Annotated in this window: 20 protein-coding genes; 10 read left to right on the forward strand and 10 right to left on the reverse strand. The window is 59.5% G+C overall.

Features of this window, described 5'->3' with window-relative positions:
* Positions 1-81 precede the first annotated feature (81 nt).
* The 4 genes from ACJ8HN_RS06205 to ACJ8HN_RS06220 all read right to left on the reverse strand — a co-directional run bounded on the left by ACJ8HN_RS06205 (position 82) and on the right by ACJ8HN_RS06220 (position 2,982).
* Positions 82-1,359: a TcdA/TcdB catalytic glycosyltransferase domain-containing protein gene (locus ACJ8HN_RS06205; RefSeq protein WP_442523182.1), complete on the reverse strand. Its 1,278-nt coding sequence runs from the start codon at positions 1,357-1,359 to the stop codon at positions 82-84.
* 64 nt (positions 1,360-1,423) lie between these two features.
* Positions 1,424-1,687, reverse strand: coding sequence for a hypothetical protein (locus tag ACJ8HN_RS06210; protein ID WP_060430821.1), 264 nt, complete (start codon positions 1,685-1,687; stop codon positions 1,424-1,426).
* 56 nt (positions 1,688-1,743) lie between these two features.
* Positions 1,744-2,028, reverse strand: a complete 285-nt coding sequence (locus tag ACJ8HN_RS06215) for a hypothetical protein (protein ID WP_154231898.1) — start codon at positions 2,026-2,028, stop codon at positions 1,744-1,746.
* Positions 2,029-2,235: 207 nt separating this feature from the next.
* On the reverse strand, positions 2,236-2,982 hold the full coding sequence (locus ACJ8HN_RS06220; RefSeq protein WP_039566272.1) for a sulfite exporter TauE/SafE family protein: 747 nt from the start codon (positions 2,980-2,982) through the stop codon (positions 2,236-2,238).
* A 107-nt stretch (positions 2,983-3,089) separates the two neighbouring features.
* Here ACJ8HN_RS06220 and ACJ8HN_RS06225 point away from each other — a divergent pair, with 107 nt between their 5' ends.
* Complete coding sequence (locus ACJ8HN_RS06225) at positions 3,090-3,995, forward strand: LysR family transcriptional regulator (protein ID WP_161764683.1); 906 nt, start codon at positions 3,090-3,092, stop codon at positions 3,993-3,995.
* Here the strand turns inward: ACJ8HN_RS06225 and uilS are convergent.
* The 5 genes from uilS to ACJ8HN_RS06250 form a co-directional block, all read right to left on the reverse strand.
* The gene (gene uilS, locus ACJ8HN_RS06230; protein ID WP_033655284.1) at positions 3,979-4,839 is read right to left on the reverse strand and encodes a UilS family quorum-quenching N-acyl-homoserine lactonase; all 861 of its coding nucleotides are present in this window, start codon (positions 4,837-4,839) and stop codon (positions 3,979-3,981) included. The two genes, ACJ8HN_RS06225 and uilS, sit on opposite strands and share 17 nt — an antisense overlap.
* Before the next feature lie 99 nt (positions 4,840-4,938).
* The gene (locus ACJ8HN_RS06235; protein ID WP_442523183.1) at positions 4,939-8,511 is read right to left on the reverse strand and encodes a molybdopterin cofactor-binding domain-containing protein; all 3,573 of its coding nucleotides are present in this window, start codon (positions 8,509-8,511) and stop codon (positions 4,939-4,941) included.
* Positions 8,504-9,046: a (2Fe-2S)-binding protein gene (locus ACJ8HN_RS06240; protein WP_442523184.1), complete on the reverse strand. Its 543-nt coding sequence runs from the start codon at positions 9,044-9,046 to the stop codon at positions 8,504-8,506. The genes ACJ8HN_RS06235 and ACJ8HN_RS06240 overlap by 8 nt, the downstream gene beginning before the upstream one ends.
* 85 nt (positions 9,047-9,131) lie before the next feature.
* Positions 9,132-9,605: a MarR family winged helix-turn-helix transcriptional regulator gene (locus ACJ8HN_RS06245; RefSeq protein ID WP_033634451.1), complete on the reverse strand. Its 474-nt coding sequence runs from the start codon at positions 9,603-9,605 to the stop codon at positions 9,132-9,134.
* A gap of 66 nt (positions 9,606-9,671) precedes the next feature.
* Positions 9,672-10,730, reverse strand: coding sequence for a 2,5-dihydroxypyridine 5,6-dioxygenase (locus ACJ8HN_RS06250; RefSeq protein WP_015377796.1), 1,059 nt, complete (start codon positions 10,728-10,730; stop codon positions 9,672-9,674).
* A 327-nt stretch (positions 10,731-11,057) separates the two neighbouring features.
* On the opposite strand from ACJ8HN_RS06250, the gene ACJ8HN_RS06255 reads away from it, so the two are divergent.
* The 5 genes from ACJ8HN_RS06255 (at position 11,058) to ACJ8HN_RS06275 (ending at position 15,860) form a co-directional block, all read left to right on the forward strand.
* The gene (locus ACJ8HN_RS06255; protein ID WP_033655192.1) at positions 11,058-12,209 is read left to right on the forward strand and encodes an FAD-dependent monooxygenase; all 1,152 of its coding nucleotides are present in this window, start codon (positions 11,058-11,060) and stop codon (positions 12,207-12,209) included.
* The gene (locus ACJ8HN_RS06260) at positions 12,206-13,000 is read left to right on the forward strand and encodes an alpha/beta fold hydrolase (protein WP_033634449.1); all 795 of its coding nucleotides are present in this window, start codon (positions 12,206-12,208) and stop codon (positions 12,998-13,000) included. Before ACJ8HN_RS06255 ends, ACJ8HN_RS06260 begins: the two co-directional genes overlap by 4 nt.
* Positions 13,001-13,015: 15 nt before the next feature.
* Positions 13,016-13,768: a maleate cis-trans isomerase family protein gene (locus ACJ8HN_RS06265; protein ID WP_015377793.1), complete on the forward strand. Its 753-nt coding sequence runs from the start codon at positions 13,016-13,018 to the stop codon at positions 13,766-13,768.
* A 9-nt stretch (positions 13,769-13,777) separates the two neighbouring features.
* Entirely contained in the window at positions 13,778-14,407 is a 630-nt protein-coding gene (locus tag ACJ8HN_RS06270) for an N-carbamoylsarcosine amidohydrolase (RefSeq protein ID WP_033655190.1), read from the forward strand.
* 142 nt (positions 14,408-14,549) lie between these two features.
* Positions 14,550-15,860: an MFS transporter gene (locus ACJ8HN_RS06275; protein WP_033655189.1), complete on the forward strand. Its 1,311-nt coding sequence runs from the start codon at positions 14,550-14,552 to the stop codon at positions 15,858-15,860.
* A 71-nt stretch (positions 15,861-15,931) separates the two neighbouring features.
* Here the strand turns inward: ACJ8HN_RS06275 and dcp are convergent, their stop codons facing one another.
* Positions 15,932-18,133 carry a peptidyl-dipeptidase Dcp gene (dcp, locus tag ACJ8HN_RS06280; RefSeq protein WP_342097891.1) on the reverse strand — a complete coding sequence of 734 codons (2,202 nt, stop codon included), beginning with the start codon at positions 18,131-18,133 and terminating at the stop codon, positions 15,932-15,934.
* 316 nt (positions 18,134-18,449) lie between these two features.
* Here dcp and ACJ8HN_RS06285 point away from each other — a divergent pair, with 316 nt between their 5' ends.
* The 4 genes from ACJ8HN_RS06285 to ACJ8HN_RS06300 all read left to right on the forward strand — a co-directional run bounded on the left by ACJ8HN_RS06285 (position 18,450) and on the right by ACJ8HN_RS06300 (position 21,076).
* The gene (locus tag ACJ8HN_RS06285; RefSeq protein ID WP_060420559.1) at positions 18,450-18,725 is read left to right on the forward strand and encodes a hypothetical protein; all 276 of its coding nucleotides are present in this window, start codon (positions 18,450-18,452) and stop codon (positions 18,723-18,725) included.
* Positions 18,722-19,009 carry an E492 group microcin gene (locus ACJ8HN_RS06290; RefSeq protein WP_125460888.1) on the forward strand — a complete coding sequence of 96 codons (288 nt, stop codon included), beginning with the start codon at positions 18,722-18,724 and terminating at the stop codon, positions 19,007-19,009. Before ACJ8HN_RS06285 ends, ACJ8HN_RS06290 begins: the two co-directional genes overlap by 4 nt.
* Positions 19,010-19,090: 81 nt before the next feature.
* Positions 19,091-20,617, forward strand: a complete 1,527-nt coding sequence (locus ACJ8HN_RS06295) for a hypothetical protein (RefSeq protein WP_126171514.1) — start codon at positions 19,091-19,093, stop codon at positions 20,615-20,617.
* 18 nt (positions 20,618-20,635) lie between these two features.
* Positions 20,636-21,076 carry a toxin-activating lysine-acyltransferase gene (locus ACJ8HN_RS06300; RefSeq protein WP_442523185.1) on the forward strand — a complete coding sequence of 147 codons (441 nt, stop codon included), beginning with the start codon at positions 20,636-20,638 and terminating at the stop codon, positions 21,074-21,076.
* Positions 21,077-21,093 lie beyond the last annotated feature (17 nt).

The raw sequence follows: 21,093 nt of genomic DNA on the forward strand, positions 1-21,093 counted from the left end.
TAATATTCAAATTCACAGGCTATTGCATTGGTAATCAAACAAGCGGAACGTCAGTTAATCTGCATTACAAACCATCCCTTTTTATTTGCGCCACGTGGAATAGGCGCCATCAGGGGTATCTATGGTGTGTTGAAACAATGCAATTCCAAAATCAGGATTTTGCATATATTCCGCAATGCTGGAGGGCTCTATCAGACACCCAATATTAAAGGCCTTATAAGCCAACCCCAATAAAACCTCAACAATTAAACCCGGCCCCGTTAAGACCGAGGTAACGCAATAGTTCCTTGTTGTTAACTCGCTCCTCCATGGTAAAATCCTGGTCAGATAACACCTTGACCCATCATCAATATAACAGTCAAATATGCAATTATTTCTTTCTAAAAAGCGGTATCTTTTTTTCATTACTCTAAGAATGATCCTTACCGCCTTGGATTTTTGGTGAGAGGATATGAAGTTATTAAAATAAACACCTTTAAATCTTCTGAGTGATCCTAGCGCCAATAAATTTTTATGAACGTATGTCTCACCCAATGGCAATATCATATCCAGAGAAAAATCAGTGAGGTCCAGTTCGATAAGCCTTTTTATTTCTTCAAATCCAACAGCATCTAGCCCTAACTCATTTTCATCGCAGCCGATCACGGCTTCAGGCAGCCCCCCTTCTGAATTTATCTTTTTTAAAAAACATACGGTTTTAAACAATAGAAACGAGTCACTCTCGACAACGCCCTCTTTTCTTATATATTCATTTAATTTATGATATATATTGTCAATGTATGGGAGCGTATCAACATCTATATAAGTACCGCCATACTGATAGATAATTAAAAGTCTGACAATGTCACTTGCACTGGCAATGTTATGCCTTAGTATAATCTCATAGTAATAATACCTCATAAAATCATCGAAATCATTGCAAAAAAGCTCCGTTATAGACTTTTTTATAAAACCTCTGTTGCCAAACCATGCGTCTTCAATCGCTTTTGGCGGTCTCTGATAAGGGATTTCATGCTTGGTTAAAAATTCAATAACGAGCTCATCAAAAGAAAAATCTGTCTTTATTTTTGGATATATATATTTGAAGGCTTGATTTTTTATTTTTAATTCAGCCTTAACTTTATTTTTAATTTTTTTGACGCTGACGAAATCGCGTATGGCATTGTTTAGCAAATGGCACAGTGAAGAGTCTTGGTCATACCAAAAGAATATCTGCTTATCTTTGTTTGTTTTTTTCCATATGTCGATATAATGCGTATTTACTTCATTTAAGTCACCAATCCATACAAAATGCAGGATATTTGGAACGGATGACCTTTCTACCTTTGATAAATCAATACCCAATGCCTGATGGCTCATTTAAATCACCACGAAAACTATAGTATGGAAAACTTGAATGATTCAATGCTGGATTATGGCTTAGCTAAAAAAAATAGACGATCGCCATCACAATAACACAAATAGAACAGAGCAATAAATCACCGGAAAAATTTTTCAATGAATCCAAATAGTCATTACTGTTCTTATTTAATTTGTTAATGGCATCGCTTTCGTTATCAGCCTCTACTTCGACATGATGCTTTCTGAAGCCCTTCCGCTTCATATCCTTAATAATTTCGCGTGTAACCACGTCCTTTCTTAGCACTTTTGATTCATCACTCTTTATAAAAACAACATATCTATTCATCATATACCCCATAAAAGCACAGAATTTTACTTCTGTGCTGGGATTGCATCGGTTAATTAGCGTTTGGTTCCGAATTCTCTGGCCTCTCTCGGCCCAGTGCCATTGCCGCCATACCCATTTCTTGCAGAACTGCCATTCCCCCAGAAACCACTGGCGCCGGAACCACTGCCATACGGGCTATTTTTTGACAGGAATGACTGAAGCCCGCGGTCACCGCCGTTATTTCCGCCGCGACTTGAAGAACCGGAGCCTCCGTTATCAGACGATCTTTTTCCACTCCCATCTCGATCCTGCCATCCACCCGACACCGCATCGAGTTGGCTGCTTAAAATTTCCTTCATCAATATTCTCCTATGGATTCACTGGGGTTACCCTGTTTAAAACGGGTTGTAGTTGCAAAAGTAAAATACACTAATAACAATCCATAACCACTCTGTATTTCATAAACAAACCAATAAGCAAAGTGTATTTTAAATATCGAAAACAATCATATTAGAATAAAACCCAGAATAATATACCGAACCTGATTACACGTAGATGCTATCGATTCAATTAATTGAACGCCAAATAATCTCAACGCCCAAGATGAATAACCCAATAAAGAAAAGGCGACGAAAAATCAGCGGGCTGCTGTGACGACGCGCGATCCCGCCCAGCCACATGCCGGCCAACGCCGGCAGCAGCGCCAACAGCGAAACGCCGAGCAGCGCGCCGGGCAGCGCCTGATGCCAGGCTAATCCGGCGGCCAGCGCCAGCGTCGAGACGGTGAACGACAGCCCCAGCGCCTGCACCAGATCGTCACGCGCCAGACCCAATCCGTTCAGATAGGGCACCGCCGGTATGACGAACACGCCGGTGGCGCCGGTCAGCACGCCGGTCAACAGGCCGCACAGCGGCCCCAGCCACGGCTCCGCCGCAGCGGAAACCCGCCAGTCGAAACGGGTAAAACCCAACAGCGCATAGCCGGTCAGGCAAATGCCCAGCGCCAGCGGCGCCAGGCGGCCGTCGATGGCGGTGAGCGTGCCGGCGCTCAGCAAGGTGCCCAGCGTGACGCACAGCATCATCGGCCAGAGCCGACGGCACAGCGCCCCCAACCGCGGCCCGCACAGCAGTTGCCACAGGTTGGTGATCAATGAGGGCAACAGCAGCAGCGCGGCGGCCTGCCCCGGCGGCATCATCAGGCTGAGCAGCCCCATCGACACCGTCGGTAATCCCAAACCGATCGCCCCTTTGACCGTGCCGGCCAGCGTAAAAATGCCCGTCAGGGCGACAATTTCGAGTAACGTCAGCGACATGCGTCTATCCTTATGGCGAATCAACGGCCCGATTGTGGCCGGCGCCGCGCCACGGCACAATGCGGCAATGGCAGAGCCTGCCTGCGGCAAAGACAGAGGAAGAACGCATGCATTTTGACTTTATCGATCTGCGGCTGTTGGCGGCGGTGCTCGAGATCGGCAGCATCACCGCCGGCGCCGAGCGCGTCGGGCTGTCGCTGGCCGCCGCCAGCGCACGCATGCGCGGGCTGGAGCAACAGGCCGGCGTGGCGCTGCTGACGCGCAATCCGCGCGGCGTCCAGGCGACGCCCGCCGGTGAACGCCTGTTGCAACACGCGCGCGTGCTGCTGCAGCAGCGCGACCGGCTGCGCGGCGACATGGCCGAGTTCGCGCCGGGCCAGCGCAGCCAGCTGCGCATCGTCGCCAATACCGTCGCCGCCGACGCTTTTCTGCCGGAACTGCTGGCGGATTTTCTGGTGCTGCACCCGTACACCGACATCGCGCTGGAGGAGCTGCCCAGCCCGGCCATCGCGCAGGCGATCGCCGAACGGGCGGCGGATATCGGCATCGTGGCGGATCATGCCGATCTGCGCGGGCTGGCAAGCTACCCCTTCCGGCAGGATCGTCTGGTGCTGGCGCTGCCGCCGGGGCATGCGCTCAGCGGCCGCCGCCAGCTCAGCTTTGCGGACGCCCTGCCTTTCGACTTTATCGGCCTGCCGGAACAGAGCGCGCTGCAACAGCATTTGGAGCAGCTGGCGATACGCAGCGGCGGCCCGATGCGGCTGCGGGCGCGCGCCGCCAATTTCGACGCCATCTGCCGCATGGTGCTGCGCGGCGCCGGTCTGGCGGTGGTGCCGGAAGAGAGCGCTCGGCGGCTGCCCGAGATCCTGCGCAACGCCCTGCCGCTGACGGACGACTGGGCGATCCGGCGTCTGTCGATCGTGGTGCGCGAACGGGCGCAGCTGCCATTGCCGGCGCAGCGGCTGGTGGCATTTCTGCGCCAGGAGGAGGACGGTATTACAGGTGCTCGTTGAACCAGGCGATCTGACGGCCGATGATGCCGGCAAAATGCGGGCCGGCGTACATGTCGTAGTGCTTCGCATTCTGCTCGACGTGCAGCGCCTTTTTCGCGCTGCCTACCGCCTCATACAGCGCGATGCCCTGCTCCGGCGGGTTGACGGTATCGTTGCCCGCCACCACCACCAGCACCGGGCATGTGACGCGCGCCGCATTGTCGCGCGGCTGATAGCGCAGCGTTTCGCGCACGGTCAGGAACGGGATCTTGATGTCCATCGCCGGGTAGCGCGCCTTGTTCTCCTCGAAGAACGCTTTCGACTCGTCATCGCTCAACACCCGGGTGACGGCGACAAACATCTCTTTGCCGGTGGCCTGTTTCTTCTCCGCCATTTTGTCCAGCGTGGCGATGAACGCCTGTTTTTCGTCGGCGGCCATTTTCCCCGTCACGATGGTTTCCCCGTCGGCGAAGGCCAGCTGGCTAACGATGCACTTGATGGCCGGATCGGCCGCGGCAGCGCCGAACACGTGGCAACCGCCAAACGATGTGCCCCACAGGCCGATGCGCTCACTGTCGATCTGCGGCTGCGTTTGCACCCAACGGCTCACCGCCAGAATGTCCTCAATCTGCAGCGCCGGCACCAGCCGCCCGCGTTCACCCTCGCTGGCGCCGAAGCCGCGATAGTCAAACGTCACCGCCGCAAAACCGGCGTTGACGAAGGCCTCGGCAAAGGCCGGCAGCAACAGCTCCTGAATGCCGCAGAAGCCGTGACACAGAATAATCGCCGGAACCTTGGCCTGATTCTCAGGTAAACGAACTGTTACGGCCAGGCCGCTTTCCATTTTATGCGTGGTTAATGCCATGTTAACTTCCTGTTTTTTATAGGTAAGGTAAAAATCAGGCTAACATTAATCACCAAATGAGCGCCGCCAGTCAATAACCCAATGTAACAATTTACAATGTTAATGATTCCCCGGCTCCGCGCGCAGCCGTGCCACCTGCGCCTCCACGTCGCGCCAGGCCGGTTTGTCGCCGGCATAGCGTTGGCGCAAGTAATTCACCAGCGCCGTCACCTGCCGATCGGAAAAGCTGTCCTTAAAGCCCGGCATAAAACCCAATTCGGCGGTAGCCGGTTTGGGGATCCCTTGCAGGATCACCTTGATCAGGTTATCGGGGCGATCGCTGAAGATATTGGTGTTATTGGCCAGATCGGGACTGACGCCGAACAGCTGCGGCCCGCCGGCGGCGGCGCTGTGGCAGGCCTGGCAAGCGCCCTGAAATAACCGCTCGCCGGCCAGTTGCCCCGCCGCCGGCAAGGCGCGGGCCGCCAACTGCGCCTGCGGTTCCACATTCAGCGTCGCCTTGGTGCTCAGCGACATCACATAGTTGGCCATCGCCCTCAGATCGCTCTGCGGCAACGTCGCCAGTTCGCTGACCACCGGCCCCATCGGCCCGGCCGCCACGCCGTGCTCGGCGGAATGCCCGCTGCGGAAGTACTGAAACAGCTGTTCCTCGGTCCAGGGCTTGTCCGCATTGGCCAATTGATTCAGCGCCGGCGCTTCCCACCCGTCCACCATTCCCCCCGCCAGGAAAGCCGCGCCGCCCTTTTCCGCCCCCAGCAGATTGCGCGGCGAATGGCAGGCGGCGCAGTGGCCGAGCCCGTTGACCAGATAGGCGCCGCGGTTCCACTGCGCGCTTTGTTGCGGATCGGGTTGATATTCCCCCTGGCGCAGGAACAGCGCGTTCCAGCCGGCCATCAGCGGCCGCAGGTTAAACGGGAAGCGCATCTGATTGGCCGGATTGCTCTGGCGCACCGCCGGTTGCGACATCAGATAAGCGTACAGCGCCTGCATGTCGCCGTCGGTCATTTTGCTGAAGGCGGTGTAAGGAAATGCCGGATACAGATGGCGGGCGTCGCGGGCGATGCCCTGGCGCATCGCCCGATCGAACGCGGTAAACGACCAGTTGCCGATGCCGGTTGCCACGTCCGGGGTAATGTTGGTGCTGTAGAGCGTGCCGAACGGCGTCGCCATCGCCAGCCCGCCGGCGTTGGTCGCCCCTTCCGACGCGGTATGGCAAACCGCGCAGTCTCCGGCAGCGGCCAACTGGCGGCCGCGCTCCAGCGTGGCCGCCGACCAGGTGCCGGCGCCGGGCGTCGCCACCGGCGCGATCTCCGCCCGCCACGGCAAGGCGCTGCCGGCGATGCCCAGCACCGCGCCGAACAGCCCCGCCGCGCCGCCGAACCACCATTTGCCGCGCTTCTTTTTCTTGGGCGGGGCGGCCTGCCGCTCGGTGTCCGGCCCGTTCAGCGCCTCGCGCAGTTTGTCCGAGGTGATCGGCAGCTCGCGAAAACGAATGCCGGTAGCGTCGAATACCGCGTTGGCGATGGCCGCCGCGCTGGGCACCGACGCCGACTCCCCGGCGCCCAGCGGCGGATCGTAAGGGCGCGGCATCATCACCACGTCCACTTCCGGCACCTCCGGGAAGGTCAGGATCGGGTAAGCTCCCCATTCTTTGGCGGAGACCGTCGATTCCTCAAAGGTCACGCGCTCTTTCAATACCCGGCTGGTCGATTGCAATACGTTGCCATGAATTTGGTGGCGCACGCCGTCCGGGTTGACCATCATGCCCGCGTCGTGGCCGACCACGATGCGCGTCACCGCCACTTCGCCGCTGGCTTTGTCGATCGCCACGTCGGCCACCCAGGCGGCCCAGGCCGCGCCAAAGCCGGGAAACTTGCTGTGGATGTAACGGGCGTAGGCAAAGCCGCGCCCGCGCAGCACGCCGTCTTCCGCCGGGGTCTGCATCGGTTCGGTATGCGGCGTCCAGCCGGCGCGTTCTGCCGTGCTGCGCATCAGCTCACTGGCGCGTTCGTCATCGATATAGCGCAGCCGATATTCCAGCAGATCGACACCGGCGGCGTGGGCCAGCTCATCGATATAAGATTCGTGGGCGAAGGTGTTCGGCAAGGCGGAAACACCGCGCATCCAGGAGGCGCGCACGATCGGCGCCATGTCCTCGATGCTGACGCGCAGCGCCGGATATTCATAAGGCGGCACCGAGGTACGGTCGCCCATTTCATAGGCCACCGGCAGCGGTTCAACCCGGCCGGTCAGCAGCAGCGCCAGCGTCGGCGCGCCGTTGGAAGGATAATAGGTGCGAAAATCGTAGGCGACCGGATGTCCGGCGGCGTCCAGCCCGCCGTCCACCTCCATCAGCTGCGCGGTGCCCTTCGGTTCCCACACATGCTCTTGCTCGCGGGTCAGCTGCACCCGCACCGGCCTGCCCACCGCACGCGACAGCAGCGCCGCGTCGGCGCAGACGTCATCGGCGCAATTGCGGCCATAGCAACCGGCCGCCTCCATGCGAACGATCTCGATCTGCGCTTCCGGGTATTCCAGCAGCCAGGCCAGATCGGCGCGCAGCAGGTGCGGGTTCTGGCTGCCCGACCAGACCTGCAGGCGCTCCGGCCGGTAGTCCGCCAGCGCGCAGGAAGGGCCAATCGAGGCATGCAGCTGATACGGCCACAGGTAGCTGCGGGTGAAACGCCTGTCAGCCGTCGCCAGCGCCGCGTCCACATCGCCGGTATCGTGCACCACCCGGGTCGAGTGCGGGTTGTCGCGCAGCGCCTGCGCCACGTCGGTCATCTGCGGCAAATTGCGCCGCCAGTCTTTCCAGCTGACCTGCAGCGCCTGCGCCGCCTTGATCGCCTGCTCTTCGCGCTCGGCGATAATGCCGATGAAATCGCCGATCACCACCAGTTTGACGATGCCGGGAATATGCGCGATCGAGGTTTCGTCCACCGCCAGCAGGCTGGTGCCGACAAATTCGCCGCTGTCGTAACCGGCATAGGGCGGCCGCACCACCCGGCCGTGCAGCATATTCGGCAGGCGCATATCGTGTACGTAGATGGTTTCGCCGGTCGCCTTGGCCCGAATATCGACGCGCGCGGCGCTGGTGCCCACCAGGCGATACTCCGCCTGCGGTTTCAGCGGCGCGTCGCCGGAAATCGACAGCTCGACATGACCGCCGGCCACCAGCTCGGCGTAGCTCAGCGCCTGCCCCTGCGGGCTGCGGATCACGCCCTCCTCCAGCGTCAGTTGTTCCACCGGCGCATCGAAGCGCTGCGCCGCCTGGCGCAACAGCCAACGGCGCGCTTCGGCGGCGGCGTTGCGCAGCGGCACGGCGGAGATCTGCAGCGTGGCGCTGGCGATGGTGGCGCCCTGATTCGGCGCGCGCTCGGTATCGCCCAACACCATGCGCACCTGATCCATGCGCAGGTACAGCTCTTCGGCGACGATCTGGCCGAGCGCGGTGCGCACGCCGGTGCCGAGATCGACATGGCCGTTAAAGGCATAGATTTCGCCGCTGCCGCACAGGGCGATAAACAGCCCTTGCTCCTTGGGCTTCAGCACCGGCGCTTGCCCTTTGGGCACCGGCCCCGACGGCGGTTGCGCGCTGTCGACGATCAGCAGCACGCCGTCGCGCTGCAGCAATTCGGCCTGGCTCGGCGATGAGGGACGGGAATCAGTCATGGGCGTGGGCGTCCTCATCGCGGCAGAGAATGATGGCGCGCTGAACCGCACGCAGGATTTCGAGATGGGTGCCGCAGCGGCACAGGTTGCCGGACAGCGCCTGACGGATCTCCGCCTCGCTCGGGGCGGGATTGCGATCCAGCAGGGCTTTGGTGGTCATGATCATGCCATTGAGGCAGTAGCCGCATTGCGCCGCCTGCTCTTCGATAAAGGCACGCTGCACCGGATGCAGGCGCTGGCGCTCGCCAAGGCCTTCCAGGGTCACGATCGCCCGGCCGGACACGCCGAGCGCCGGGATCACGCAGGAGCGCGCCGCCACGCCGTCGATCAACACGGTACAGGCGCCGCATTCGCCCAGGCCGCAGCCGTATTTCGGGCCGTTGAGCGCCAGATCGTTGCGCAGTACCAGCAAGAGCGGCGTATCCGCCATCACCTGCGCATGAAGCTGTTCGCCGTTCACCGACAGCATCAGCGGATGCTCCGTCAGCGTGGTTTTCGCGCCTTCCCTGGGCGATTGCACTTCAGATATCGCCATTGTTCGCGTCTCCGCCTGCACTTGATGGTCTTATGGGCTGGCCTCTCGCCACCGACCACCAGGCAACCGACGTTGCGCGGGCGAATCAGCCGGTGGGCGGATCTTCCAGCATTTTATTCAGCAGGAATATCAGCGCTATCCGTTCGGCCGGGTTGAGCGTGCCGAACGTCAGCTCTGTGATTTTCGCCGCCTGCGGCACCGTTTCCGTCAGCAGCACGGCGCCGGCGTCGGTCAGGCCGACCACCACCTTGCGCCGATCCACCGGATCCGGCGTCACCGTGATCAGATCGCGCGCCTTTAGCCGCTCGACGATGCCGCGTATGGTGGCCTGATCCACCGCCGTCACCTGCACCAGCTCGGTCAGCGAGCTCGGCCCCATATCGCGCACCGCGCACAGGGTGATGAACTGCACCGCCGTCAGCTGCGAATCGCCGACGTTTTGCTGAAAAATCGCCAGGTGGCGCTGATAAACCTTGCGCAGCAGGTGCCCGACTTGCTCGGTAAAATGATAATTTTCGGGTTGGCCGCTCACGGCTGACGGGTATTCGGGGGGCGTCATTGCGTTACTCTCACCATCTATGGAATTCACGAGAATAGTACAAACCCCCGCCGTTGGCAGCAACGATTAAGCCCGACGCACGCGCGAGGCCTCCGGTGCCACCACTTCCCCGTCCGCCACCACCGTTTGCCCGTCGAGGCGGATGTCGCAGCGGCGCAGCGCGATGTCCATATGGCAAGGCGTTTTGCGCGTGCCGCCCACTTCGGTGTTCGGCCCGGTGGAGAACAGGAAGTTGCCGTAGAACGCGCGCGCGTCCATGCACATGCCGTCGTTCTTGTCGTGCAGGCCCATCGCCGTCCACTGGGCGCGCGGCTGCAGGCCCCAGCCGATATGCGAGATGCCGTACACCTCCGGATCGTCGAAGTATTTCATGTATTCGCGCAGGTATTCCGCCTCGAAGCCGCCGTGAATGCGGGTGACGAAGCCTTGTTCGATCTCCAGCGTGATGCGTTCGCGCGCGTAGCTTTTAAACGGCAGCAAGATATCGCCGACCTCCAGCACCAACACCCCTTCCGCCTGCTCCTCATTCGGCCAGGTGAACAGGAACCCGCTCGGCCAGTGATCCCAGCGCCCCGGTTCATCGGCATAGCCGTACTCGGTCACCGTCGGGTATTGCCCGAGCGGCGCGCGGAAATCGCTGCCGGCGGCGGAGGTCACCTGCATCAGCTTCGCCTGCTCCAGCACGGCGGCGGCGGCCAGCACCCGCGCCTTGTCTTCCGCGTTAGGCAACATGCGCGCCAGCACCTCCGGCGGCTCCACCGCCAGCAGGATGCGGGTGCCGGTTTTCAGGATCTGCTCCTGCTCCGGCGAATGCAGCAGCATCATGGTATCGACGATCAGGTCGGCGGCCTCCAGCGCACGCTGCGCCGCCAGGTTGCCGGTCAGCGCGGTATCGCCGCAATAGGCGGTCATGTCGTTGCCCATCGCCCGCGGATGGTTGAACGCCGGCAGCTCGACGGCATACACCCTGGCGCCCAGCCGCAGCGCCGCGTCGGTCGCGGCGCGCACCGTGCGCGCATCGGAATAATGGCTTTTCAAAATCGCCACGCTCTGCGAAGCATCGACCTTCGACAGCGTAAGCACCTGCTCGAACAGCTGTACCAACTGGGTTTCATTGACCGCCATGGCCTGTCTCCTGTCTCGTCAAGGGTGTCCGACGCCCGCAAGGCGGCGGTGATTTTTCAAACAATTTAAAGTGAACACACTCATTTTTATCTAAGTCAAAAAATCAAAGGAAAGCAAGCTGCGAATATCCACCATAAGAAAGTCCTATTTCATCCCTTGTCAATCCTGTGATTAACATGAGTTTAACAGTAAAGCGCTGTCAATTAGCGTGAGCAAGATCTGATTTAACACTTTTGCAACTTTGCGTTATCTAGCGCATACACTATAAATCGATCGTCCAGCCATGCGTTGGACCTACGCTGAAAAAAGCCAACAGACAGGGGAAACATGATGAGCAAACAACCACGCATCGCCGTCGTCGGCGCCGGGCTGGGGGGCGCCGCCGCCGCCGGGCTGCTGCAAAAAGCCGGCTTTACCGTCGATCTGTATGAACAGAGCCCGGCGTTCTCGCGCCTCGGCGCCGGCATTCACATGGGGCCGAACGTACTGAAGATTTTCCGCCGGCTCGGTATTGAGCAGCGGCTGGAGCAGATGGCGTCTCATCCCGATTTTTGGTTCAGCCGCGACGCCGAAAGCGGCGACTACCTGTCGCGCATCGAACTGGGCGGCTTCGCCCGCCGGGAGTACGGCGCCGCCTATGTGACGGTGCACCGCGGCGATTTGCAGGCGTTGCAGCTCTCCGCGCTGCAGCCCGGCACCCTGCACTTCGGCAAATGCCTGAGCAAGATTGAAGATCGCGGTGACGAGGTGGTGCTGAACTTCATCGACGGCACCTCGGCCCATGCCGACATCGTGATCGGCGCCGACGGCATCAATTCGCGCATCCGCGAACATCTGCTGGGCGCCGAAGCGCCGACCTACAGCGGCTGGGTGGCCCACCGCGCGCTGATCCGCGGCGAGAAGCTGGCGAAATACAACCTGACGTTCGAAGACTGCGTGAAGTGGTGGTCGGCGGACCGCCATCTGATGGTCTACTACACCACCCAACGGCGCGACGAGTATTACTACGTCAGCGGCGTGCCGCACCCGGCCTGGGATTTCCAGGGCAGCTTCATCGACAGCAGCCGCGAAGAGATGTTCGAGACCTTCGCCGGCTACCACCCGATCGTGCAGGCGCTGATCGAATCCAGCGAGCAGGTCACCAAATGGCCATTGCTGAACCGCAAACCGCTGCCACTGTGGAGCGAGGGCCGCCTGGTGCTGCTCGGTGACGCCTGCCACCCGATGAAGCCACACATGGCGCAGGGCGCGGCGATGGCGATCGAAGACGCCGCCATGCTGACCCGCTGCCTGCAGGAAACCGGCCTCGGCGACTACCGCACCGCCTTCCAGCTGTATGAAGCCAACCGCAAGGAGCGCGCATCCAGGGTGCAGGCGGTGTCCAACGCCAACACCTTCCTGCGCACCCAGGAAGATCCGGCCTGGGTCTACGGCTATGACCTGTACGCGCAAGCGCTGAAATCGGAGAACGCCGCATGAGCACTTTCCTCTACGGCGCCCACGTTCACGCCAACGGCATTCGCCAACACTACCTGCGCTATGGCGGCCACGGCCCGGCGCTGATCCTGATCCCCGGCATCACCAGCCCGGCGATCACCTGGGGTTTCGTCGCCGAGCGGCTGGGGGAAAAATACGACGTCTACGTTCTCGACGTGCGCGGCCGCGGTTTGTCGTCCAGCGGCCCGGAACTGGCTTATGACGCGGAGACCTGCGCGCAGGACGTCAACGCCTTCGCCGCCGCGCTGAGCCTGGCCAGTTACGCCCTGCTCGGCCATTCGATGGGCGCCCGCTTCGCCCTGCGCGCCGCCGTTTTGCAGCCCGCCGGCGTGCGGCGGCTGGTGCTGGTCGATCCGCCGGTTTCCGGCCCCGGCCGCCGCGCCTATCCCGGCCAATGGCCGTGGTACGCCGACTCGATCCGGCAGTCGCTGCCGGGCATGAGCGCCGAGCAGATGCGCGCCTTCTGCCCGACCTGGAGCGAAGAGCAGCGCCGGCTGCGCGCCGAGTGGCTGCACACCTGCTACGAGCCGGCGATCCAACGCGCCTACGACGATTTTCATCAGGTGGACAGCCACCGCGACTACCCGCTGCTGACCATGCCGACGCTGCTGATGGCCGCGGGCAAAGGCGGCGTCATTCAGCCCGAAGACCGGGCGGAGATCCGCGCGCTGCAGCCGGAGATCGCTATCGTCGAGGTCGAGAACGCCGGGCACATGATCCCGTGGGACGACTTCGACGGCTTCTTCCGCGCCCTGGGCGATTTTCTGGATTAACTGAGGAACACCGACATGAGCAACCACTACCGCATCGGCCAGATCGTGCCCAGCTCCAACACCACGATGGAAACCGAGATCCCGGCGATGCTGGGCGCGCGCCAGCTGATACGCCCGGAGCGCTTCACCTTTCACTCCAGCCGCATGCGCATGAAACACGTCAATAAAGAAGAGCTGGCGGCGATGGACGCCGAGTCCGATCGCTGTGCGCTGGAGCTGTCCGACGCGCGGGTCGACGTGCTCGGCTACGCCTGCCTGGTGGCCATCATGGCGATGGGGCTGGGCTACCACCGCGAATCGCAGGCCCGGCTGGCGCAGGTGACGAAAGACAATCAGGCCGCCGCGCCGGTTATCAGCAGCGCCGGCGCGCTGGTCAACGGCCTGAAGGTGATCGGCGCCAAACGCATCGCGCTGGTGGCGCCCTACATGAAACCGCTGACCCAGCTGGTGGTGGACTACATCCAGCACGAAGGCATTGAGGTCAAGGTGTGGCGCGCGCTGGAGATCCCGGACAACCTCGAAGTCGGCCGGCACGATCCGGCCAGGCTGCCGGGGATCGTCGCCGAGATGGATTTACGCGAGGTCGATGCTATCGTGCTGTCCGCCTGCGTGCAGATGCCTTCGCTGCCGGCGGTTCCGACGGTGGAGGCCCAAACCGGCAAGCCGGTGATCACCGCCGCCATCGCCACCACTTACGCGATGCTGACCGCGCTGGAGCTGGAACCGATCGTTCCCGGCGCCGGCGCCCTGCTGTCCGGCGCCTATTGAGGAGGCAGGATGAACGACACCCTCAGCGACAACTACCGCGGCGTCTGGGGCCAGCGCATCGGCTTCGGCCGGCGCCCGGCGCTGCTGGCGATCGACTTTATGCAGGCCTACACCACCGAAGGCGCGCCGCTGTTCGCGCCGGGCGTGGTGAGCGCGGTCGAGGAGAGCCGCGAGCTGCTGGCCTGCGCGCGCCGCACGGGAATTCCTGTCATCCACACCCATATCCGTTATCATGCAGGCCATTTTGCCGATGGCGGTCTGTGGGTCAAAAAAGCGCCGGTGATGAAGGACATGGTGGCGGGCAACCCGCTGGCGGCGTTCTGCCCGGCGGTAGCGCCGCTGGCCGATGAGGTGGTGCTGAGCAAGCAATACGCCAGCGCCTTCTTCGGCACCGCGCTGGCGCCGCTGCTGGTGGCGCAAGGGATCGACACGCTGCTGATGATCGGCTGCTCCACCAGCGGCTGCATCCGCGCCAGCGCGGTGGACGCGGTGCAGCACGGCTTTCGCGCCATGGTGGTGCGCGAGTGCGTCGGCGATCGTCACCCCGGCCCGCACGAAGCCAACCTGTTCGATATCGACAGCAAATACGGCGACGTGGTGCACAAACGGGAGGCGCTCGACTACCTGAACCGGTTATGAGTCAAGGATTCACCTGCAACGACAATAACGAAGGCGCAAACAGAGCCTCACGCGACCGCCCGAAACAGGGCGGTGCCCCTGCAACGCAAACACAACAGGCGCCTCCTGCGGAGGCCAACACGCACCACCTGGAGACAACATCATGGCCATTGTCGACACCCCGCTGGCGGGGAAAGCGGACGCAGAATCGCTGCTGCTGTACCGCAAAATCACCTGGAAACTGATCCCGTTTCTTTGCCTGTGTTACCTGGCGGCCTACCTCGATCGCATCAACGTCGGGCTGGCCAAGCTGCAGATGGCCGACGCGCTGCAGCTGAGCGAAGCGGCCTTCGGCCTCGGCGCCGGGCTGTTCTTCGTCGGCTATATTCTGTTCGAAGTGCCGAGCAACCTGATCCTGCAGCGCGTCGGCGCCAAGATGTGGATCGCCCGCATCATGATCACCTGGGGGCTGTTGTCCACCGCCACCATGTTCGTCACCACGCCGACCCAGTTCTACGTCATTCGTTTCCTGCTCGGCGTGGCGGAGGCCGGTTTTTTGCCCGGCGTGCTCTTTTACCTGACGCTGTGGTTCCCGACCTATCGCCGCGGCCGCATCATCGCGCTGTTCATGATCGGCCTGCCGCTGTCCAGCGTGATCGGCGGGCCGCTGTCCGGCTGGATCATGGGCCATTTCGACATGCTTCACGGGCTGCACGGCTGGCAATGGCTGTTTTTGCTGGAGGGCATTCCCAGCGTGCTGTTGGGCGTGCTGACCTTTTGGCTGTTGCCTAACACCTACCAGCAGGCCAAGTGGCTGACGCCCGAGGAGAAACAGCGCATCGCCGACGATCTGGCGCGCGACGACGCCGAGGCCGATCACGGCAAGCACAGCTTCCGCGACGGCTTCTTCAACCTGAAAGTCTGGATGCTCGGCGGCATCGACTTCGCCATTCTGCTCAGCGCCTACGCCATGGGCTTTTGGATGCCAACCTTCATCAAAACCGCCGGCGTCACCGACATCACCACCATCGGTTACCTGACGGCGATCCCCAGCGTCGCCGCCCTGCTCGGCATGCTGCTGATCGGCAGCAGTTCCGACCGGCTGCGCGAACGGCGCTGGCATATCATCGTGCCGTTTATCGTCGGCGCACTGGCGATGGCCGGCAGCACCTTCTTCACCCACAATGCGCTGGCCACGGTGCTGCTGTTCTCCATCGCCCAGGCGGCGATCATCGGTGCGGTGCCGGTGTTCTTCAGCCTGCCGGCCACCTTCCTGCGCGGCACGGCGGCGGCGACCGGCTTCGCGCTGGCCTGTTCGCTGGCCAACATCGCCGGGCTGGTGAGCAATTCGCTGATGGGGCTGGCGTTGGATCTGACCGGCAAGAGCGGCGGCGCGCTCTGGGCCTTCGCCGGCTGCCTGCTGCTCAGCTCGCTGCTGGTGGTGGCCCTGCCGGCCAAGGTGGTGAACCGCTGAATGTCGACCAAGCCAAAAAGACCAAGGGCGCATAACGCGCCCTTTTGTTTGCTTACCGGGAGTGGCCGAACTTACTCGTCCTTCAGCCCGCGGTTGATCAGCATCGGTTCGATGCTCGGCTCTTTACCGCGCCAGTCGATGTACAGCTTCTCCAGATCCTGGCTGTTGCCGCGCGACAGGATCATGTCGCGGAAGCGCTGGCCGTTTTCGGCGGTCAGGCCGCCGTGTTCGGTGAACCACTGGAAGGCATCGTCCGCCAGCATTTCCGTCCACAGATAGGCATAGTAGCCCGCGGCATAGCCGTTACCCCAGATGTGCTGGAAGTAGCTGGAGCGGTAGCGCGGCGGCACGTAGCTGAGATCGACCTTGTCTTTTTGCAGCGACTCGGCCTCGAACTTGTCCACGTCCTGCTGCGGCTGATCGGCGGTCAGCATGTGCCAGTGCATGTCCAGCAGCGCGGCGGACAGCAGCTCGGTCATGCTGTAGCCCTTGTTGAACTTGTCGGCCTTCTTGATCTTGTCGACCAGTTCCTGCGGCATCGCCTCGCCGGTCTGGTAGTGCTTGGCGAAGTGGCTGAACACTTTCGGATCGCTGACCCAGTGCTCGTTGAACTGCGACGGGAACTCGACGAAGTCGCGCGCGGTGTTGGTGCCCGACAGGCTCGGGTATTCCTGATCGGCAAACATGCCATGCAGCGCATGGCCGAACTCGTGGAACAGGGTGATTACATCGTCATACGACAGCAGCGCCGGCTGGCCCGGCGCCGGTTTGGTGAAGTTGGCGACGTTGTAAATCACCGGCTTGGTGCCGTTGAGCTTCGACTGATCGACGAAGTTGCTCATCCAGGCGCCGCCGCCCTTGTTGTCGCGCTTGAAGTAGTCGGTGTAGAACAGCGCCAGCGACTTGCCGTCCTTGTCGAACACTTCGTACACCTTGACGTCCGGCTGATAGACCGGGATGTCCTTGCGCTCCTTGAAACTGATGCCGTACAGCAGGTTGGCGGCGTAGAACACACCGTTGTTCAGCACGTTGTTCAGCTCGAAGTAAGGCTTGATCTGCGACTCGTCCAGATCGTACTTGGCCTTGCGCACCTGTTCGGCATAGAACTGCCAGTCCCAGGCCTGCACCTTGAAGTCGCCTTTCTGCTGGTCGATCACCGCCTGAATGTCTTTGGCTTCACGCTCGGCGCGCGCGGTGGCCGCCGGCACGATGTTGCGCATAAAGCTCAGCGCGGCATCCGGCGTCTTGGCCATCTGGTTTTGCAGTTTCCAGGCGGCGTAGTTCGGGTAGCCCAGCAGCCTGGCCTGCTCGGCGCGCACCTTGGCCAGACGGGAAATGGTCTGGCGGGTATCGTTGCCGTCGCCCTTCTCCGCACGCGTCCAGGAGGCGTCGAACAGCGCCTGGCGGGTGTCGCGATCTTTTAGGCTCTGCAGCAACGGCTGTTGCGTGGTGTTTTGCAGCACCAGCAGCCACTGTTTCTCCAGCTTGCGTTCGGCGGCCGCCTGGGCCGCCGCAGCCAGCTCGCCTTCCGACAGGCCGTCCAGCTTCGCCTGGTCGGTTATCGCCAGCGCACCGTTTTTGCTCGCCGCCAGCAGCTTGTTGGTGAACTGGGTGCTCAGCGTCGCCGCTTCCTGGTTCAGCGCCTTTAGCTTGGCCTTGTCGGCGTCCGACAGGTTGGCGCCCGCCAGCTCGAAGTTCTTGTAGGTCACTTCCACCAGCCGGCGCGACTCCGGATCCAGCTTCAGCGCGTCGCGATCCTGATAGATGGCCTTGATGCGCGCGAACAGCTTGCCGTTGAGCATAATGTCGTCGTTCAGCGCCGCCAGCTTCGGAGAGGTTTCTTCATCCAGCTTTTGCAGCGCGTCGCTGGTGTTGGCCGAGGTCATGGCGCCGAACACGTTCATCACCCGCGTCAGCAGCGAACCGGCCTGCTCCAGCGCCACCAAGGTATTCTTGAAATTAGGCTTGGCCGGGTTGTTGGCGATCTTCTCCACCTCTTCCCGCTTTTGCTTGATGCCCGCTTCGATCGCCGGCGCGTAGTCGCTCTCCTTGATCAGGTTGAACGGCGGCGCCTGGAACGGCAGACGGCTTTGATAGAAGAACGGATTTTGAGTCTTTTGCTTGTCGTGCTGATTGGCTTCACCGGTCACGTTAGCCTCCTTCGCCTGGCCGCTGGGCAGTGCGCTATGGTCGGCGTGAGGTTGGGTTTCTGCTGCCTGTGCCTGCGAGCCCAGCGCCATGCCGATCGCCAGCACCAATGTGGATAAACGCATCAAATCGAAACTCCTCCATGTTCACGGAATAAGGTCTCGGGGAATCGCTCCCTCTGAGTCACCTCCTAGCTTAGGTGCAGTTGGCAGTTTGAGCAAAAACAAGTGATTAGAAGTTAGCCGCCTCGCCGGCCGCTGCCAGAAGCTCCGGTGACATCTTTATTTTTTATCATCAACATATAGTCACATAATGTAATTAGTTTATAGGAAATTAATTCAATGCCATTGATAAAGAAAGAAGAATCATAAAATACCCTGTTGACTTATCAGGTTACTCAATGTAACTTGATGTAAATTTTGATTAACGGAGCTAATCAAATTGCAGCTTATAACGGAAATAGTTCTTATTGTCATTTTCATCCTCATTATCAGTGCAACTTATAAAAACGCGAAGAAAAAAGGCTTGCGCACGTACCATATCGTCATGCTGTTCTTGATATTCCCCCTTGCCGTATTTTTAGACTACTGCCTGCAGCGCCAAGCGATCCTTTTGGATACGGCCGCCCTTAAAATCACGGCAATGTATGGTTTGTCGATGGCAGTTATTTTTTCGCTTGTGTTATCTATTACCTCTCGCAAGAAGGAGCTTAAATGAGAGCCTTAACGGAAGTTGAGTTGTCATGTATTAACGGTTCTGACGGCAATGATTCTTATAATCCGACTTCACTTATTGTCGGCAGCCTGAGCACAATAGCGAAATTGCCCACCCCCGTATCATTAGCCGTGGGCGTGGGCACGGAAATCGCTATTCAGGCCGCACCGCACATGCCGGTTAACGTTGCTATTCCACAGGTTCCCATGGGCCCAACATGGAATGGCAGTGGCGGTGGTCGCCCTTCACCGTCGTCGTCACTTTCAACACCGGATTCTTCAAATTAAAAAACGTGGGCCTTATTATCCCTTGAACAACAAGGCCGATATTTAACTTGCCCTGCGCCCATAACAATAACGATTAAAAAAATGAAAAACCTCGCCATGCTTCACGAAAGCTTGATTCCTTTTGTCGCAAAAAAGACAGGTTCTCAATTACTCTGGCACAACGAATTAAGCCCTGCCGAGCAGGACGAACTGAAAAATGAGGCCAGCTATCTCATCGAAGAAAATAATCGTCATGCTATTTTTGATGACGGCACGCCGCTCTTAAACGATGAAAAAGTCTTTTTCGCCGAACGTTATGGCGGCGGGGCTATTTCGCGCAACGGCGGTGGCGCACGCTGTGGCTTTGATGGGCGATGGCAGGTTAAAGGCATCGGAGCCAATGCGTTAGTCGGTCAAGGGGCAAAGCATGTCGATGGCGAGTTGACAATGACCGGCGCAGTATTGGAGGCATTGTGGGGAAACGTCATGGCCAAACTGCTGCCTTACGGCGCCGTGCCCAATAAGGCGATCTTGCTGACCGACAACCCCATCGCCACCCTCTCTCCTGCATCGGCGGGAGATGTCCATAACCGCAAGGCGTTGCTGGTGCGCGAACCCGTCGTGCGCCCTGCACATTTTTGCCGCGCGCCCTACTATCATCCTCATGATGCGATGCAAAGGCAGCCTTCGGATATTGAGCGGACCGAAAAGCTCATTGTCGCCGCACCGTCCTTTCTGCCTCGTCCCTCTGAGTTTGACGCTGTGCGCTGGTTGGCATTGCCGCAGGAAGAACGAGCATTCTACGGGCTCTGCGAGCTTGCCCGGCGCCTTGCGACGCAGATAGCTTACTGCCGTACCCGCCATTTGGTGATGATGACCTCACCCTCCAATTGCGATATGGCCGGCAGGCTGCTGGACTTTCATGGTGTTCGCAGCGTTTTTCCCGCAGAACGTCGAGATCCCGGCCGCAGCTACATTCAGCACAACAAACTCAACGAAGACGCCCCTTTGTTGCTGAGAGGCATGCAAGATCTCGCTTTTTATTTAGCCAAGCATCAATTTGGCCCGGCATTTCTCGCGGCAGCGCACCAAGGCATCGGCGCGGCCTTTAGTATGGCCTACAAGCGAGCCTGCCTGCTGGATAATCTCGGTATGGCGGGTTTTGCCCCTGCATTTTTACAACGCCTGCCTCTCACCGCCGAATGGTTCGCCTTAGGCGAACGCTTGCAAAAAATGTTCGATTTGGCTCCCGGCGTCTTTAGCCGTCGACAAGGTCTGGGCCAGGGGAATGCTCATCCGGCGATTGCCCTGTTGCATCGGCTCATCGACTCGCCCGTAAGGGTTTCCGCCGAACAACAGGGTACGACAGCGGAGGAGAAATTTTCTCTGGCATTCCAGCGGTTATACGCGAAGTACCTTCAGGAAACATCAGCGGATCAAACCGCCGCCGGATTACAACAGGCGATGAAGCAGACCGTCACCCGAAGGTTGGGCTCCCGCGCGTTCATGCGCCGTGAAGTGATTTTTCAAGACATTGCCGGCTGGCGCGGTGAAGTCAGCGAGATCAGCGAACAGTTGCAAACCTATCTGGATCGTTTCGAGCGCCAGGCGATCAACGTATTACAATAATAACGCTGAGGATATTTCGTGAGTTTTATCAAAAAAAACCAGCAGGGTAAAAGTAAGTTCAGTCAATACGAGAGCCTGGGCTTCGCCGTTAACTGTATGCTGATGAATAAAAATTACAGTTTGTACCATATAAAAACGTTGCAGCTATGGACTCAGGAAGCGATTAATCAAAACCAATTCAAAATATTATTCGACCATTTGGACAATCCGTTAGGATATATAACCTGGGCCTACCTGAGAGATGAGACGCTGGGTCGATTTATTAACGATCCGCAGTTTCTTCTCCATACCTCAGAATGGGATGAGGGCGGCACGCTGTGTATTTTAGATTTTTGCTGCAAGCCAGGCAGCGCGCATTTATGTTTGGAACACCTTAAAACAGTTCACCCAATCGCAGAACGTCGCACGGTTGTATGGCGTTCCCGCCGAACGGGCAAACTGATGACGTTAAAAAAATAAAGAAAAATAAACATCAG

The organism is Serratia sp. CY29653, from assembly GCF_052169255.1.
GTDB classification, from domain to species: Bacteria; Pseudomonadota; Gammaproteobacteria; order Enterobacterales; family Enterobacteriaceae; genus Serratia; species Serratia sarumanii.